Origin of the sequence: Lysinibacillus sp. IITD104 (genome assembly GCF_036698265.2) — a bacterium.
Classification (GTDB): domain Bacteria; phylum Bacillota; class Bacilli; order Bacillales_A; family Planococcaceae; genus Lysinibacillus; species Lysinibacillus boronitolerans.
On the sequence record NZ_JBAHYH020000001.1, the window covers coordinates 871,767 to 889,230 of the forward strand.

The 17,464-nt window shown below is 39.1% G+C and carries 18 protein-coding genes; 10 read left to right on the top strand and 8 right to left on the bottom strand.

Features of this window, described 5'->3' with window-relative positions; genetic code table 11:
* Nucleotides 1-36 precede the first annotated feature (36 nt).
* The 5 genes from V1L66_RS04535 to V1L66_RS04555 all read right to left on the bottom strand — a co-directional run bounded on the left by V1L66_RS04535 (nt 37) and on the right by V1L66_RS04555 (nt 3,132).
* Nucleotides 37-582 (bottom strand): DUF3267 domain-containing protein, encoded by a 546-nt coding sequence (locus V1L66_RS04535; RefSeq protein WP_036075845.1) that lies wholly within the window; start codon nt 580-582, stop codon nt 37-39.
* A 203-nt stretch (nt 583-785) separates the two neighbouring features.
* Entirely contained in the window at nt 786-1,346 is a 561-nt protein-coding gene (locus tag V1L66_RS04540) for an HTH-type transcriptional regulator Hpr (protein ID WP_004230760.1), read from the bottom strand.
* Nucleotides 1,347-1,503: 157 nt separating this feature from the next.
* Complete coding sequence (locus V1L66_RS04545; protein ID WP_333006821.1) at nt 1,504-1,899, bottom strand: YtxH domain-containing protein; 396 nt, start codon at nt 1,897-1,899, stop codon at nt 1,504-1,506.
* A 134-nt stretch (nt 1,900-2,033) separates the two neighbouring features.
* Nucleotides 2,034-2,570 (bottom strand): tryptophan transporter, encoded by a 537-nt coding sequence (locus V1L66_RS04550; RefSeq protein WP_048391749.1) that lies wholly within the window; start codon nt 2,568-2,570, stop codon nt 2,034-2,036.
* Nucleotides 2,571-2,718: 148 nt separating this feature from the next.
* On the bottom strand, nt 2,719-3,132 hold the full coding sequence (locus V1L66_RS04555; RefSeq protein ID WP_048391747.1) for an HIT family protein: 414 nt from the start codon (nt 3,130-3,132) through the stop codon (nt 2,719-2,721).
* A 104-nt stretch (nt 3,133-3,236) separates the two neighbouring features.
* Here V1L66_RS04555 and V1L66_RS04560 point away from each other — a divergent pair, with 104 nt between their 5' ends.
* Entirely contained in the window at nt 3,237-3,986 is a 750-nt protein-coding gene (locus tag V1L66_RS04560; RefSeq protein WP_333006818.1) for an ABC transporter ATP-binding protein, read from the top strand.
* Complete coding sequence (locus V1L66_RS04565) at nt 3,970-5,151, top strand: ABC transporter permease (RefSeq protein ID WP_016994890.1); 1,182 nt, start codon at nt 3,970-3,972, stop codon at nt 5,149-5,151. Before V1L66_RS04560 ends, V1L66_RS04565 begins: the two co-directional genes overlap by 17 nt.
* A 72-nt stretch (nt 5,152-5,223) precedes the next feature.
* On the opposite strand, the gene V1L66_RS04570 is transcribed toward V1L66_RS04565, so the two are convergent.
* Nucleotides 5,224-5,739: an antibiotic biosynthesis monooxygenase gene (locus V1L66_RS04570; protein WP_016994889.1), complete on the bottom strand. Its 516-nt coding sequence runs from the start codon at nt 5,737-5,739 to the stop codon at nt 5,224-5,226.
* Nucleotides 5,740-5,972: 233 nt separating this feature from the next.
* Between V1L66_RS04570 and hemE the strand changes: the two genes are divergently transcribed.
* From hemE to hemY, 3 genes are all read left to right on the top strand, one after another.
* Entirely contained in the window at nt 5,973-7,022 is a 1,050-nt protein-coding gene (gene hemE, locus V1L66_RS04575) for a uroporphyrinogen decarboxylase (protein ID WP_048391738.1), read from the top strand.
* A gap of 155 nt (nt 7,023-7,177) precedes the next feature.
* Nucleotides 7,178-8,098: a ferrochelatase gene (gene hemH / locus V1L66_RS04580; protein ID WP_036075840.1), complete on the top strand. Its 921-nt coding sequence runs from the start codon at nt 7,178-7,180 to the stop codon at nt 8,096-8,098.
* Between the two features lie 14 nt (nt 8,099-8,112).
* Nucleotides 8,113-9,534 (top strand): protoporphyrinogen oxidase, encoded by a 1,422-nt coding sequence (gene hemY, locus V1L66_RS04585; protein ID WP_333006813.1) that lies wholly within the window; start codon nt 8,113-8,115, stop codon nt 9,532-9,534.
* A 132-nt stretch (nt 9,535-9,666) separates the two neighbouring features.
* Here the strand turns inward: hemY and V1L66_RS04590 are convergent, their stop codons facing one another.
* Nucleotides 9,667-9,876, bottom strand: coding sequence for a hypothetical protein (locus V1L66_RS04590; RefSeq protein ID WP_333006812.1), 210 nt, complete (start codon nt 9,874-9,876; stop codon nt 9,667-9,669).
* Between the two features lie 100 nt (nt 9,877-9,976).
* On the opposite strand from V1L66_RS04590, the gene V1L66_RS04595 reads away from it, so the two are divergent.
* Entirely contained in the window at nt 9,977-12,340 is a 2,364-nt protein-coding gene (locus tag V1L66_RS04595; RefSeq protein ID WP_409072212.1) for a hypothetical protein, read from the top strand.
* Nucleotides 12,341-12,561: 221 nt separating this feature from the next.
* On the opposite strand, the gene V1L66_RS04600 is transcribed toward V1L66_RS04595, so the two are convergent.
* Complete coding sequence (locus V1L66_RS04600; RefSeq protein WP_333003770.1) at nt 12,562-13,647, bottom strand: glycosyltransferase family 2 protein; 1,086 nt, start codon at nt 13,645-13,647, stop codon at nt 12,562-12,564.
* Nucleotides 13,648-13,830: 183 nt separating this feature from the next.
* On the opposite strand from V1L66_RS04600, the gene V1L66_RS04605 reads away from it, so the two are divergent.
* From V1L66_RS04605 to V1L66_RS04620, 4 genes are read left to right on the top strand one after another with little or no spacing between them, the layout of a single operon-like run.
* Nucleotides 13,831-14,799, top strand: a complete 969-nt coding sequence (locus V1L66_RS04605) for a YncE family protein (RefSeq protein WP_312124365.1) — start codon at nt 13,831-13,833, stop codon at nt 14,797-14,799.
* The gene (locus V1L66_RS04610; RefSeq protein ID WP_016995104.1) at nt 14,799-15,482 is read left to right on the top strand and encodes a response regulator transcription factor; all 684 of its coding nucleotides are present in this window, start codon (nt 14,799-14,801) and stop codon (nt 15,480-15,482) included. Before V1L66_RS04605 ends, V1L66_RS04610 begins: the two co-directional genes overlap by 1 nt.
* Nucleotides 15,479-16,867, top strand: coding sequence for a cell wall metabolism sensor histidine kinase WalK (locus tag V1L66_RS04615; protein ID WP_054549576.1), 1,389 nt, complete (start codon nt 15,479-15,481; stop codon nt 16,865-16,867). The genes V1L66_RS04610 and V1L66_RS04615 overlap by 4 nt, the downstream gene beginning before the upstream one ends.
* 3 nt (nt 16,868-16,870) lie before the next feature.
* Complete coding sequence (locus tag V1L66_RS04620) at nt 16,871-17,395, top strand: FixH family protein (protein WP_333003764.1); 525 nt, start codon at nt 16,871-16,873, stop codon at nt 17,393-17,395.
* The last annotated feature ends 69 nt before the right edge of the window (nt 17,396-17,464 follow it).

Consider the following 17,464-nt stretch of genomic DNA (forward strand, 5'->3'; position numbering starts at 1 on the left):
AACAAAGAACGTCAATAAAAAACAAGTACAAGCAATTTAGTGAACGGTCGGTGGAACTAAAATTTCATAGCCTTTAGGTGTTTCTTCTATTTGCGAATTTTTAGGTGAATTCAATAGATATTTCACGTAAAGGATATCAATCAGACATAGACTACAGTGATAGGCTAACAGCAATGTCCCATAATGGGTATAGGCTGGTAAAAGCCATGTTCCAACTATAATACTAGTATTTAGAACGATAAAAGGCGTAAGTAATGCTAAGATGTATCGATTTTTAGATAAAGGCTCTCGAATTCGCATGTGTAATACAGGAATTATATAAAACTGACTACGTACGCGTAATTTTAAATGCTGGCGTAAATCAAATAGAGCCACAAAGTGCAAAAATTTATGAATGGGATAAAGTGTCAGCACAGCTATTACAAAGAGCCAGAATAGTCGATCTGTATAATGCTCTTCATTGAATAAATTAAACGTTACATACGAAACAGAAAAGACCACTAAAAAAGTAATGACACCCATTATAATAATACGCGTAGTACCGTAATGATGTTCTAAATTTAAAATTTTCCAGCAATGCATGGTTTTTTATCAACTCCGAAATAGGAAGTGTCCTATTTAATGTAAATTGAATTATGTTAGAATGCAAGAAAAAGGAGGCACTTCAGAAATATTTCTGAAATACCTCCTTTCACATGACTCATTCCTGAATGAACAGTATAACTCATTTTTGTTCAACTTATAAATAATTGCAGGAAAAATTATGTGCAGTTTGAAGCTTCGTCTTATCCTTTTACAGGTGTGCGTTCTTCTAGTGTGTCAAAGGAATCACGGAAATGTTGGAAAGAGCGTTCGAAAATATCGATGAAATCTTCACCATAGATATTACGAATAACAGCCATTACATCTAAAAAATCAGGGAAACGGCCATATAAATCTTTTAATGCTAATGATCCTTCCAGTACGGAATGATACGTATTATGGTAGTTTTTATTCATCTCTATAATGAGCTCTGTGCCAGCTTCTGTAAGTTCAACATACGTATTACGTTTATCGTCATCACGCTTGGAAAACTTAAGAAAGCCACGCTCTTCTAATTTTTTGGAGAAATTAAATGCTGTAGAAACATGCATAACGCCAAATTTCGCAACATCAGAAATGGAAGCACCTTTTAAATGGTATGAAATCCATAAAATATGGTGTTCATTAATATTTAAATCATAAGGTTTAATCCATTGTTGCCAATCCTTTTCAACCGCTTTCCACAGCGCTTTTGATAACTGTGCGATTCTTTGACTATAAAGCATCGCTTCTTTTTGTGTATATAATTCCTCTGACAAAGCCATCACCTACTGCTTTCTTTCACATTTTTAAAAATATTATAGCAGTAAAGAAAAAAAGTTTAAAGTTAGAAAAATTAAAAAATTGAAAAGTGGTTAAAAAATAATATTATAGCAATAGTTTTTGATAAAAATACAGATTATCTAACTATCGATAAGGACTTTAGTAGCTAACTTTTTCTTGAGGTTTTTTCTTATTTTCTGTAATTTGTGCAATGTTTTTCTCGATTTCGCTTATCGAATTCTGTAAAGCATCTAATTCTTGTTGTAAATTATTTTTCGTTGGTTCGATTTCTTCAGTAAAAGTCGTAATTGTTTGCTTTAAATCATTTATTATTTGTGGGATATTATTTTTTACTTCATTTGTTAATGTGTTAACAGATTGTTTAACAGTTCCTACTTGTTGTTTTACATCAAGGAGCATACCCTTTGTTTGGTCAACATTTTGTTTAACAGAAGCACGTAGCTGTTGCCCAGATTGTGGCGTGGAGAAAAGTACAGCGATTGTCCCACCGATAATTCCTGTCGTTAGTCCAAGTAAAAATGGTTTTGCTTTCATATTAGATACCTCATTTCTAGTCATGTTTATTTACTATTAAACCATGAAATGCATAAATACAAAAAGAAAAAAGAAACTAAACGAGTGATTTGACCGTCACAGTTTAGTTTCTTTTGATTATTTAAAGTGTTTATTTATGAAATTTGAGAAATAGCTGTATTGAATTTAGAGCGCTTCACTAATTTTGAAACAATTGGATAAATAATGGCAAACGCAACAACGTTAAATACGACAGCTGGAAGGACAACGCCAATAAATAGCATCGCAAACGTCGCGCCAACATTTGCATTAAACACAAAAAGCGCTACTGCTAAGAAGACAGTTCCTGAAAGAATTGTTCCCAAGCCAACTAAGACAGCAGATACGGCGAAATGACCTGCCAGTTTTTTGAGAATGATTAAAGCAGCTAAAAATACAAAACCAGTAACAGCTTTATCAATAATATTTGGAACTAGACCTGCTGGGAATGTTGTAAATAAACCTGAAAGCACCCCTGTTGAAAGAGAAAGTAGGAACGTTTCTTTCACTGTTGGGAATAATAGAATACCAATAAACATCATGGTTAACATAAAATCAGGCTTCATCCCATTCACCATTCCTGGTGTAACCACATAAAGTGCAGCACCGACACCTACTAACAGTGCCATTAATACTAAATTCTTTGTATTCATTTGAATCTCTCCTCGACTATGCTAATCTATTTGTCTCCTAACGTGTCCTCTTGACCGCTAGCGAAACTTATTTGTGATTGTACGCTAAATTTTAAAAATTTGCAATACAGCATTCTGAACATTCAGATGTTAATATATTACAAATGGCTTATAGATTGGCTTTAATACTTTCTGCTACTTCTGACAACTGCTCTGGTGAGTACTTTTGTGTTTGCCAAATTAAGCCTAGCCCTTCTTTTTCATCGTAACGCGGAATAAAATGTAAGTGGTAGTGGAAAACAGTTTGTCCAGCTGCAGCACCGTTGTTATTAATGGTATTCAAACCAATCGGCTGAAATGCTGCTTTAATTGCATTTGCAATTTTTGGTGCCACAGCATATAGATTACGAGCCACTTCCTCTGGCATTTCAAATAAATCTTTGCAGTGATGCTTTGGAATTAATAGTGTATGGCCTTTTGCAACAGGTGAAATGTCTGTGAATGCATAGACATGATCGTCTTCATAAATTTTTGTACTTGGAATGGAACCATCAATAATTTTGCAAAATAGGCAATCGCTCATAAGAATTTCCCCCTTAACGTATATGTAAGTACATTCTATCATACTCAAACCTGTATCATTTGCTAATTTTTGATAAAATATAATACAAGAAGAGGAGTGAGAATATGTCAGTATTAGAGGTACAGCATGTGACAGGTGGTTATACAAGAAAACCTGTTATTAAAGATCTATCTTTTACGATTGGAAAAGGTGAATTAGTTGGCTTAATCGGCTTAAATGGAGCGGGTAAAAGTACAACGATTAAACATATTATAGGAACAATGTTGCCAAAGGAAGGGGACATACGTCTAAATGGTGTAACATTAAAGGAAGATACGGACAAGTATCGTACAGCCTTTTCCTATATTCCTGAAACCCCTGTATTATACGATGAGCTAACATTAAGAGAGCATTTAGAATTAACTGCAATGGCTTACGGTATTGACAAAGCTACCCTGGCTGCTCGTTCTGAGGTGCTGTTAAAAGAGTTTCGAATGGAGAAGAGATTAAATTGGTTTCCTTCACATTTTTCGAAGGGAATGCGTCAAAAAGTCATGATTATGTGTGCCTTTTTAGTGAATCCAAGTCTATATATTATTGATGAGCCTTTTGTGGGATTGGATCCACTAGGTATTCAATCGTTATTAGACCAAATGGATGAAAAGAAAAAAGAAGGTGCTTCTATATTAATGTCTACACATATTCTATCGACAGCTGAGAAGCATTGTGATCGCATTATTTTATTGCATGAAGGAAGAGTACGAGCACAAGGAACAATGGCTGATTTACGTCAATCATTTGCTATGCCGTATGCGACATTAGATGACCTTTATATTGCTATGACAAAGGAGCGGGACCATGAAGAACTTGCGTGATGTATGGTCCTCTCGCTTCATGCATTATATAGGAGAAGTACAAAAATATATGCAATTTATATTTACAGGGCATATAGTCATTGTACTTGTATTTCTAATAGGAGCAGGGGGCTATCAATATAGCGAATGGCTGAAAGTTGTTCAAAAAGACTTTCCAGCAGAAATCGTGATAGCTGTTATCATTGGGGCGATATTGGCCTTTAGCCGTCCAACTACATTGTTGAGAGAGCCAGATCAAGTATACTTATTACCTTTAGAATCAAAAATGTCTCTGTACTTCAGCAAGGCGCTGGCTTGGACGTTTTGGTCTCAGGTGTGGATTGTAGCGATTGTCTATATTGTTAGTATTCCATTATTAAAAGCCGTGACGGAATTATCCACGGTGGAAATATGGACGATCTTTTTACTTACCATTGTATTGAAATATCTAAGTGTTCGAGGAGAATTCAGCTATCGTTATAGTGAACGAGGGCAAATGGTTTGGGTGGACAGGTTTATTCGAGCTGTCATTTTTGTGGCTGCTATTTATATGGCGCTCCATGCACAGTTGCTATTAGCTGTAGTAGCTACAGTTATTAGTGTTATATATATTATTGTCTTTAGTAAAAAATCAGCTGGCGAACCTGTGCCGTATGAGCATTTTGTCAAGCTTGAACAAAATCGTATGATGAGCTTCTATCGTTTTGCCAATTATTTTACAGACGTACCTCATTTACACGGTAGCATTCGACGTCGAAGCTGGATGGACTGGCTTTATCGATTTGTACCGTATGGTAAGGGGAATGCTCAAAAGTATTTGGTGTTTCGTACCTTTGTCCGGACAGATGACCATTTCTATTTATGGCTTCGTCTTACGGCCATTTCAGCAATCATTGCAGCTTTTGTAGACATTCCTGTCGTTACATGGATTGTAGCGGGTGCACTAAGCTTTGCCACAACAATTCAGTTAAAACAAGCTTTGCTATCCAGTGGCGAATTTCGAATGGACATGCTCTATCCGTTACCAGAGCATGCTCGTCAACTAGCTGTGAAGCAAATTGTGCGTTTAGCAATGATTACTCAAGCCATTATTGTAGGTTTGTGCGCCATTACACAGCCGATGTTTTATATAGCCGTTATTATAGTTTTGGTGATTAGTGAATTAACAGCCAAAATGTCCAAATGAAGAGGCTATAGCTGACAAATTGAAAAGCTCATTTTCCAATGCAAACATTCGGAAAATGAGCTTTTATATTAGCTACTCAATATCTTCTTTTGGTATTGCATTGTAAGTTGTGACATAAGAAGCTGCTGAAAAGATATTTTGCTGGCGTACGGCAGTTGAGTCATCTGTTTTAGCATGAGCTGATTCAAATGCTTTCGAGCTTTTCCAAGCTTCAAATGAATGTGGTCCATTCCATTGAGTCATGACAATATAAGTCTCACTCTTGATTGGACGTAATAAACGAAATGCAACAAAGCCAGGCTCATTTTCAATAGCGCGTGATCGTTCTAAAAAGCGGTGCTCGAAAACTGGCCGTCCTTCATCTGTTACAGGAATATTATTGAAAACAAAGAAACCACGTTCCTCTAAATCATTTACTGCATCCAGCACTTCAAATTTACGGGGTGTCGCAAATACTGTTTTTCCTTCGGTTTCATGTATCAGTACAGAGTTTCCTTCCCCATGAATTAAAATCATATGCTCATTAGGATACTTATTTTTTACCTGCTCCAAAAAATCACCAGTACCAGAAGTTAAATAAATATACATGAATTTATCCTCCTTATGAATCTTACTAATATAGCGTGATTATACCCTTTCTGGTGTAAGTCTAACGCTCCGTTCAAAAAGAATATGTCGAGAAAGAACAATTTTATGACATTTCACTAGGAAAACTATACAATAACAGAGGAAGCGTTTACTATTGGAAACGGATATCAATAATAAAGGAATAAACAAGCGATTTTTTATAGTAAGAATTTAACGAGGGGAAGGAACTATTCATGACAACTTTTAATGATACACTTCTACGTGCTGCACGTGGAGAAAGGACCGCACATACACCTGTTTGGTATATGCGTCAGGCAGGACGTTCTCAGCCAGAATACCGTGCAATTAAAGAAAAGTATTCCTTAGAGGAAATTACACATCAACCAGAGCTATGTGCGTATGTCACTCGTCTACCTGTAGAGAATTACAATGTGGATGCTGCAATTTTATATAAAGATATTGTCACACCTCTCCCTGGAATCGGGATAGATGTGAAAATTAAGGCAGGTGTTGGTCCTGTTATTTCTAATCCTATTCGGTCAGTAGCAGATGTAGAAAAATTAGGTGAATTCAATGCCAAAGAGCATACACCATTTGTTTTAGAGACAATCAAGTTACTTGCAGAAGAGCAATTGAATGTGCCTTTAATCGGCTTTGCTGGAGCACCATTTACACTTGCAAGTTACATGATTGAAGGTGGTCCTTCAAGAAACTATAATAAAACAAAGTCATTTATGGTATCAGAACCTCAAGCTTGGTTTGCTTTAATGGATAAACTTGCTGACATGATTATTGCAGATGTAACGGCTCAAATTAAAGCTGGTGCAAAAGCTATCCAAGTGTTCGACTCATGGGTTGGAGCCTTAAATGTAGAGGATTACCGTGTATTTATTAAACCGATTATGACTCGTATTTTTGCAGAGTTGCAAAAAGAAAATGTACCATTAATTCAATTTGGAGTGGGTGCTAGCCATTTAGCAAAGGAATGGAATGATTTACCGATAGATGTTGTGGGCTTAGATTGGCGTTTACCGATTAAAGATGCACGTGCCAATGGTATTACCAAGCCTGTACAAGGAAACTTAGATCCATCCCTATTACTTGCAGATTGGTCAGTTATTGAAAAACGAACAAAAGATATTATTGATCAAGGTCTAGAAATGCCAGGTCATATCTTTAATCTTGGTCATGGTGTTTTCCCAGAGGTTGACCCAGATGTCTTAAAACGTCTTACAACACTTATTCATGAATATAGTGCTCAACAAATTCAAGCTCGTTCTTAATGGAAGTCAATCAAGCGTGAATAATATGTCCTTTTCTACATAGGAAATTTTAATTTCAATGTAGAAAAGGAGCTGTCCAATAATCAAGATTGGGCAGCTTCTTTTTATCACATAATGTATGAAAACATAAAACAATTTTAGAGGTGAAAAGGGTAATGAAAGAAGTTAAAGGCTTACTAGTAATGGCATACGGAACACCTTATAAAGAAGAAGATATTGAACCTTACTATACGCATATTCGTCATGGACGTAAACCTTCTGCAGAGCATTTAGAAGATTTACGTAGCCGCTATGAAGCAATCGGTGGTTTATCTCCATTAGCTGCGGCAACAGAAGCACAAGCTGAAGCATTATGTGCACGTTTGAACGAAGTACAGGATGCTGTAGAATATAAATTGTTTATTGGTTTAAAACATATTCATCCATTTATAGAAGATGCAGTTGAGCAAATGGTAGCTGAGGGCATAAAAGAAGCGGTTTCTATTGTTTTAGCTCCTCATTTCTCTACTTTCTCTATTAAGTCTTATAATGGTCGTGCTGAAGAGGCAGCAGGAGGTCGCTTAAAGATTACTTCTGTGGAATCTTGGTATGACGAGCCGAAATTCATTGAGTACTGGAAACAACAAGTGAATGAGACATTCAATGCAATGTCAGAAGAAGAACGTGAAACAGCTTGTCTAATTGTGTCAGCACATTCATTGCCTGAAAAAATTAAAAACTTAGGTGATCCATATGAAGATCAACTTATTGAAACAGCTCGTCTTATTCAAGCTGCGACAGGTTTAAAAAATGTAGAGGTTGGCTGGCAATCAGCAGGCCAAACACCAGAGCCTTGGATTGGTCCAGATGTTCAAGACTTAACACGTGAGCTATTTGAAGAAAAAGGCTTCCGTTCATTTGTTTATACACCAGTAGGTTTTGTAACAGAGCATTTAGAAGTGTTGTATGACAACGATTTTGAATGTAAAGTTGTTTGTGATGAACTTGGTGCAAAATACTATCGTCCAGCAATGCCAAATACACACCCATTATTTATTGAGGCGATGGTAGAGGCGATTCATAAAAAATTAAGCTAAGCGAAAAGAAAGTGATGATGTTGGTGACTCAGAAAAGACGAAAGGTAGTTGTCGTAGGCGGTGGCATTACAGGCCTTACAGCTGCGTTCTATATGCAAAAAGAAGCAAGCGCAAAAGAATTGCCATTAGATATCGTACTTGTCGAGTCGTCATTACGTCTTGGCGGAAAAATTCAAACTCTAAGAAAAGATGGCTTTATTATTGAGCGTGGGCCAGAATCTTTTTTTGATCGTGAAAATTATGTCAATGCTTTAGCAAAGGATCTCGGGATCGAACAGAAACTATTAACAAGTAATGCGGGGCCAAACTATGTTGCTGTTGGTAGTCAGTTATATCCAATACCTAGTCATCTCCTATCAGGAGAGACACCCCATATCTCTTCATTTATAACGTCAGGCTTGTTTTCACTTAGTGGTAAAGTTCGTGCGGCGGGGGACTTTTTCATTCCCCGTTCAACACAGGATGACGATCAACCATTAGGAGCGTTTTTTAGAAGAAGATTTGGTGCGGAGGTTGTGGAAAATCTAGTAGAGCCCTTACTAGCGGGTACATTTGCAGGGGATATTGAGCAATTAAGTATGAGTTCAACATTCCCACAGCTTTATAGTTTAGAACAAAAATATCGTAGTTTGCTGATTGGTATGAAGAAGTCAGGAACGAATTTCTTAAGCAATCATCAGATAGCTGAAAATAAAGGAATCTTTCAAACCTTTAGCAATGGCCTAGAAACACTCATCGAAAGTATAGAAGAATCACTACTTCCGGGGACCGTGATGAAGGGTGTCAAAGTAGAGGAAATAGAGCATGGTAAGGATGGCTCAGTTCAGGTGATGCTCAATAATTTCTCGCATATCAAAGCGGATGCTGTTATTATTGCTACCCCTTTTAATATGGCTGAAAAAATGTTTAGCAAGCTAAGTCTATTACATGAATTGGGGACAATGAAGGCTGCGACTATTGCTACCGTTACAATGGCCTTTAAAAAGGAACAGCTCGGTGATTTAGATGCTCTTTCTTTTTATGTCTCTAGAAATAGTGATTTTTCGATTACTTCTTGTACTTGGATGAATCGAAAATGGCCAGGTACTTCACCAGAGGATTATGTATTATTACGTAGTTATATTGGTCGAGTGGGCGACGAAGCGATTGTGGCTTTATCGGATACGGAGATTGAAAAAACTGTGCTTCAGGATTTAAAGAAAACGATTGGTATCGATGGCGAACCTATTACAACTGTTGTAACACGTTGGAAAAATGCGATGCCACAATATACAGTTGGACACGAGGCGAAAGTCCTTCGTATCAAGCAGGAACTACAAGAACATTTTCCAACAGTAAAGCTAGCAGGAAGCTCGTTTGAAGGGATATCGATTCCAGAGTGTGTGCAGCAAGGTAAACAGGTTGCAAATGAAGTATTAATGGAAATCTTCAAGTAATACAAATTAGATGGTACAAACATTTATTATCAATGTTTGTACCATCTTTTATATTGTCAAAGAAATAGCCAACCACTATTTTGAGGTTGGCTATTTCTTCTAAGAATTGTATTGCTTATTAATGTCCTAGCCCTAAGAAATTCGATGACATGACCAAACAATACCACCAGAGTTAGCGCCGCCTAGTGTAAGAGAGATGGTCAATCCATTGGCTTCATAGAACAAATCGATCGTATCTCCAGCATTTAAATCCACTTCTCCTGCTAAAGTGATTGTGCCATTTCCAAGAACTGCGCGTAATGTTAATACAAGTGCCACATTGACGTTTAGTACAGGGAACAAGCCACTAATTAAATTTGTAGTAGCATTTTGTCTAATTGCAAATGAAGGGTTTATTCCTGCTCCTAAAGTAACGCTAATAGCCGCAGCAGTGGAGTAGTTAATGGTTGCTTCAAAGGAATACCTACCTGTAGTTGGTACAGTGAATATACCAGTTGTTGGATTGAAAGCAGGTGTTGTAAAGTATGGTGAAGCGACACTCCAGTTAGTGATTGGAGTAGATCCACTAACAGTCAACGAGTTTTTAAAGGCAGAGAACCCTTCAGTAAATGCAGGCCCAGTAGTACCAGTCACCCCAGTAGGTCCAATTGCGCCAGTAGTGCCAGTCGCGCCAGTAGCCCCAGCAACGCCGGTAGCCCCAGTAACGCCAGTAACGCCGGTAGCGCCAGTAGAACCAGTTACACCAGTAGTCCCAGTAACGCCAGTGGCTCCAGTAATGCCAGTAGCCCCGGTTGCACCAGTAGAGCCAGTAGAGCCAGTAGAGCCAGTAGAGCCAGTAGAGCCAGTAGAGCCAGTAGAGCCAGTAGAGCCAGTAGAGCCAGTAGAGCCAGTAGAGCCAGTAACACCAGTAACACCAGTAACACCAGTAGCCCCAGTAACACCAGTAACACCAGTAGCGCCAGTAACACCAGTAGCGCCAGTAGTCCCAGTAACGCCAGTGGCTCCAGTAATGCCAGTAGCCCCGGTTGCACCAGTAGAACCAGTAGAACCAGTAGAACCAGTAGAACCAGTAGAACCAGTAGAACCAGTAGAACCAGTAGAACCAGTAGAACCAGTAGCCCCGGTAGCGCCAGTAACACCAGTAGCCCCAGTAACGCCTGTAGTGCCAGTAGAACCAGTAACACCAGTAGCGCCGGTAGCCCCGATCTCACCAGTAACACCAGTAGAACCAGTAACACCAGTAGAACCAGTAACACCAGTAGAACCAGTAACACCAGTAGAACCAGTAACACCAGTAGTCCCAGTAACACCAGTAGCGCCAGTAACGCCAGTGGCTCCAGTAATGCCAGTAGCGCCAGTAACGCCAGTGGCTCCAGTAACGCCGGTAGAGCCAGTAACACCAGTAGAGCCAGTAGAACCAGTAGAACCAGTAGAACCAGTAGAGCCAGTAGAGCCAGTAGAACCAGTAGAGCCAGTAGAACCAGTGACCCCAGTAGCCCCGATCTCACCAGTAGCCCCAGTAGCCCCAGTAGCCCCAGTAGCCCCAGTAGCCCCAGTAGCTCCAGTAACACCAGTAACGCCAGTAGTCCCAGTAACGCCAGTGGCTCCAGTAATGCCAGTAGCCCCGATTGCACCAGTAGAGCCAGTAGCCCCAGTAGCGCCAGTAACACCAGTAACGCCTGTAGAGCCAGTAGAACCAGTAACACCAGTAGCGCCGGTAGCCCCGATCTCACCAGTAACACCAGTAACACCAGTAGAACCAGTAACACCAGTAGAGCCAGTAGAACCAGTGACCCCAGTAGCCCCGATCTCACCAGTAGCGCCAGTAACACCAGTAACACCAGTAACACCAGTAACACCAGTAGAGCCAATAGAGCCAGTAGCCCCGGTTGCACCAGTAGAGCCAGTAGCGCCGGTAGCCCCAGTAGCCCCAGTAGCCCCAGTAGCCCCGGTTGCACCAGTAGCGCCAGTAGCGCCGGTAGCCCCAGTTGCACCAGTAGAGCCAGTAGAGCCAGTAGAGCCAGTAGAACCAGTTACACCAGTAGTCCCAGTAACGCCAGTCGCCCCAGTAGAACCAGTGACCCCAGTCGCCCCGATCTCACCAGTAGAGCCAGTAACGCCAGTAGAGCCAGTAGCGCCGGTAGCCCCAGTAGAGCCAGTAGAGCCAGTAGAACCAGTTACACCAGTAGTCCCAGTAACGCCAGTGGCTCCAGTAGCCCCGGTTGCACCAGTAGAGCCAGTAAAGCCAGTAGAGCCAGTAACGCCAGTGACCCCAGTAGAGCCAGTAACGCCGGTAGAGCCAGTAACACCAGTAGCCCCAGTAGCCCCAGTAGCCCCAGTAGCCCCAGTAGCGCCAGTAACGCCAGTTACACCAGTAGCCCCAGTGACCCCAGTGACCCCAGTGACCCCAGTAGAGCCAGTAACGCCGGTAGAGCCAGTAACACCAGTAGCCCCAGTAGCCCCAGTAGCCCCAGTAGCCCCAGTAGAGCCAGTAACGCCAGTTACACCAGTAGCCCCAGTGACCCCAGTGACCCCAGTAGAGCCAGTAACGCCGGTAGAGCCAGTAGCGCCAGTAACACCAGTAGCGCCAGTAGAGCCAGTAGCGCCAGTAACACCAGTAACGCCAGTAGCCCCAGTTGCACCAGTAGCCCCAGTAACTCCGGTAGAACCAGTGACCCCAGTAGCGCCAGTCGCCCCAGTACTACCAGTAGGTCCAGTTATTCCTCCAGTCGGTCCTGTAGGTTTCACTGGCCAAATTGGACAACTTGGAATAGGACCAGTTTTACAACAACAAGGAAATGAATGACATCTACTGCAAACTCTATCTTTAAAATTTCCAAAATGCATAGTCTCACCTCCTCTCTCAAATATCGTATTCTGCGTAATGATAAAGGAGGTAGACACATAACTATTAATTACTTGTAAATAGAGAGTTATTTATAGATTCGTTGCAAATATTTTTAAGATAATTGGATGTTTATCATGTGAAGATGAGCTGAAATTTTTTTAGATGGTTGTTGATATTTTTTAAGAGTCATTTTGATTGATTGTTAAAATACGCTTGAAATACTCTTTATTGTGTAGAATTTTGGGGTCATTCGGAATAAACGAGCCCGCTAATTCATTATGGGCATTGGCCAGTTCATATTGTTGTAAGCGGTCGTAAAGAACACAGAGCTGCAAGTGGGGTAGCCATGTAGAAAAGCTTTTGTTCTGAAAGGGGGCATTTGGCTTCTGTTTAATAACTAGAGCCTGTTCATACCAAAAGATAGCTTCGTAATTTCTAGATTGTTCCATAAAGTGATAGCCTAGGCGACAGCAGGCTTCTGGTCTGGGGATATCGTATTCAAAGCTTCGTAGTATAGCACTGAGATTGTTTTCTTTATCGTTTAAATGGGAATAGCAATCTGCTAATTTTAAGCAGGCACGAATGTTATCTTCAACCCACCCTAATTTGGACGTTAAAAATAATTCATAATAATAAATAGCTTCCTCAAACAGGCCATGATCTACTAATTCATTAGCAAAATAAAATGTATCACGTGGTGATAGTGTTTCTCCAGCTTCAATCAGTTGTCTATAAATCGTAATATTGCGTGAGTGATCGTGTGTTAATGGTAAATGGCTAACAGCGACATCACTATCAAACAACATACCACTAACTTCTAAATATTCATGAACAGCACCAATCCATTGAAATTGCTTCTCCCTTCTGACAAGTCGATATCTTCTTATTAAGGCGTCTGCATTCCCCTCATGATCAAAACTTAAATGATAATTCATTGAAACAGCATCAATATCAAAGTTAAGAGATGCTTTGAGTGCCTTTAATTTTTGGCGATCTTCCTCTAAAAAAACATCGTCGGCATCAAGCCAAAGGATGTAATCCTTTGTTGCTTGTTGAAAGGAAAAGTTCCGTGCAGCTGCAAAGTGATGTATCCATTTAAAATCAAAAATTCGGTCTGTATACTGTGCAACCACTTGCTTTGTATTATCTGTTGATCCCGTATCAACAATATTAATTTCATCTACAATATCTTTGACGGACTCAAGGCAACGACCAATAACTTCTTCTTCATTTCTTACAATCATACATAAGCTAATGGAAATCATACTATATTCCTCCTTACCATTATCTTTGTAATATATGTTAGGACGGAAATATTGGTTGGATGATTAGACTGTTAGAGGAATTGCGAGCATGAAATGTGAAATGTATTTTCATGGTTTGTCATAAATTTACCTTCCAAGTTTCACCCGAATTTCACAATTGTGAAGTATAGTTAAGGGGCAGAGGTGATAAAGTTGAAAAAATGGGCATTCTTCATTTTTTCGTTACTACAAATTATATGGTTAGCGGGTTGCGCTGAAAAGTCATATGAACCCATTGAAAGGGAACGAAGTTTTATAGCTTCATTAAACATACAAGAGCCATCATTAGATTTTATTGATGAGGATGGGATTGTACTTGCGACATGGTTATTTGATAAGGCTTATTCAGGAGCCATACTATTAGGTGATGACCAAGTTTTATTATATGGACACCAACTAAATAACATCGACGTCTATACAATATCAACCGGAGAAAAGCTCTATTCAAAAAAAGTAGAGATTGGTACGACCAATGTATACTACGATGACAACATCAAGCAATTTTTTATCACGAATAGTAAAACCAATACAGTGACAAGCTTTGATCAAGAAGGAAATCAGCTAGCTACACAACAACTAGGCAATTATCCAATGTCAATGACATCGTATAGGGATAAACTATATGTTATTAATTTTAAAGATACAAAATTATCTGTGTTAAATATGAAGGATTTAACAATTGAGCAAGAGTGGCCGATTCAAAAATCTGCACATGGAATTGCTGTTCTAGAAGAAACACATGAGCTATGGGTTGGTGGTCATGGAGAAGGAAGTAAGCCAAATAGTTCTGTTAAAAAATATGATTTGACTACAGGTCAACTGCATGGAGAGATCGACATGCCTTTGATGCCAGTAGGGTTAAAAAAGACCAAAGATGCTGTTCTTGTTGTGAGTCATGGTCACAACGAGTTATATGTGGCAGACTTTGATGGACATATATTATGGCAGCAAGAGGTTGGGGCAAATCCCTTTGTAGTGGACCAGTTTAAAGATTATATTGTTGTCGCTGGCTATGATGATCACACATTGTACTTTATAAAAGATGGCCAGAAGGAAAAAACAGTTGATGTAGGGAAAGGTGCCTTTCAGCTGTTAGTAAGGGAGGAACAATAATGACAACTGTATTAATAGTTGATGATGAGCAGGATATGCGTAATTTAATTGAAATGATGCTCAAGAACTCTGATATAGAGACATTTACTGCCGCTAGTGGAACGGAAGCTTACGATGTAATAGTACGTGAAAATATAGATTTAGTACTACTTGATGTAATGATGCCACATGAGGATGGTTTTGTTGTTTGTCAAAGTATTCGTGCTATGTCAAATGTGCCGATTATTTTTTTGACTGCACGTGATGCGAATGAGGATAAGGTGAAAGGTCTTACCCTTGGCGGGGATGATTATATTGTTAAACCATTTACACATGAAGAACTCGTAGCCAGAATTTATGCTGTATTAAGACGAAGTGGTGCAAATATTACAGAGCTACAGCAAAAGTACGTGATTTATGGCTCTATTAAAATAGATGAAATAGCACGTAAAGTATCTGTTGATGGAAAGAGTATTCCACTTACTTTAAAGGAATTTGAGCTCTTACACTTATTTATGAAAAATCCAGGTAATGCCTATTCGAGGGAGCAACTACTAGAACGCATTTGGGATATTGATTATGTAGGTGGTACGCGCACGGTTGATACACATATTAAAACCTTACGAATAAAGCTTGGAAAGGATGCGGCTTCGCATATTCAAACCGTTTGGGGAGTGGGCTACCGCTTTGACCCTGGCGAATGAAAAAGATTGCCACTCGCATTTGGTTGTTAATTTTCGCTTTTTTAATTATTACCGTTGTCTTTATGTATGTGCTCACAAATTTTTTATATCAACGCTTATATGTACAGGATACAGAAGATACAATGGTGGAAGTCGGCTTAAAGCTTCAGACGATGTATGATAATGGCAAGGTTACGGATGAATTTATTGCAGATATTGAAGAATTTAATGATTATTCCAATTTGAATATATTTGCGGTAAGGAATCCTCGTGAATTAAGTGCCTGTGTTCCATTTGATATCGATTATGAGACATTGATTGGCCCAGAGGAAAGACAAAAATTACTAGCAGGAAAATATGTGCAAAAAATTGGGTACGAGCCTCGGTTTGATCGACAACTTATTTCGGTGGTTGTACCACTTGTTGATCAAAATCGATTAGAAGGTATTATTTATATTTATTTCCCACTGGCCAAAATTAGTGAATTGGCAAATAGTGGCGTTATTTTATTGTTTATTAGTGCTTTCATATTTTTAGTAGTTGTTAGCTATTTAATTTATAAAGGAATTCGACATATTATGCGACCATTAAACGATTTACAGCTTGCAGTGGAGCAGATGTCCTATGGGAATTATGAGACTCGTGTACCTGTCAATTCACGAGATGAAATCGGTAAATTATCTAGTACCTTTAATAAAATGGCAGAGGCCATTCAGCAAGAGGATGAAGCACAAAAAACATTCTTGGCAACAGTCTCGCATGAATTACGAACACCAATTAGCTATGTAAAGGGCTATAGCGAAGCCATGCAAAATGGCATCATCACAGAAGGCCAAAAAGAAGAAACCATTCAGCTAATCGTCCGTGAGGCCAATCGCATGGAACGCTTAACAAACGAATTACTTCAACTGGCAAGAACAGAAAATGAACAAACTGACATTGATTTATATCCAATTCCATTAGGTGAAACATTACGAGAGGTTCAAAAAATCTTAACGCATCAAGCAAATAAAAAGAACATAACTTTATATTTAGATGTAGATGATGCCCTAATTATTGAAGCGGATGAAGTAAAACTAAAACAAATTTTTATTAACATTATTGAAAATGCGATAAATTACTCGCATGAAAATTCTAAGGTAGAAATTGTTGCTGCTGAAAAGGCTGGTAGTGCACAAATTACCATTAGGGATTATGGAATTGGTATTCCTGTCGAGGATTTAACCCATGTCACTGAACGATTTTATCGTGTTAACAAAGCTCGAAGTCGTGCGGACGGTGGTAGTGGACTAGGTTTATCGATTGTTGAACAGTTATTAAAACAGTTACAGGGAACGTTAGAAATTGAAAGTGTTGTTGAAAAAGGCACATCCGTGAAGATACGGTTGCCATTAATGGAGGATTAAAAGATGAAAAAGTGGTTATTTGCGCTAATTGCAGTCCCTACATTATTAGTAGGATGTGGAGAAAAAAAAGAGGCATTGCCAGAACCAGAAGTACCTCAGATCCCAGAAGTTGAAATTTTAACACCAAAAGAAGTAGCACTCAATGAAACGATTGAGCTGGCAGCACATGTTGAACAAGGTGGAAAAAATGTTGATGATGCTGTAGTAGAATTTGAAGTTTGGGAATCAGGAAAACGCGATGAAGGACAAATGATTGATGGGAAATTAGAGCAAGACGGTGTATATAAAGCAACGACTACATTTGAACATGATGGTGTGTATTATATGTATGCACATACAACAGCTAACGGTGTTCATAATATGCCAAAGCAACAAATTATTGCTGGAAGCCCTGATATGACAAAGGTTGTCCCAGAGGATGAAAAAGCTAATAACAGCATGGATAATAACATGATGGATCATAATAATGACACTTCAGATGATATGGATCATGAGGAAGAGAAAAAAGATGAAATAAATCATCATTAAAGGCTTGCAATTTTTTTGAAATAGGAATATGATAATGACCAGATGACCGAAATGGTTTTCTGGTCATTT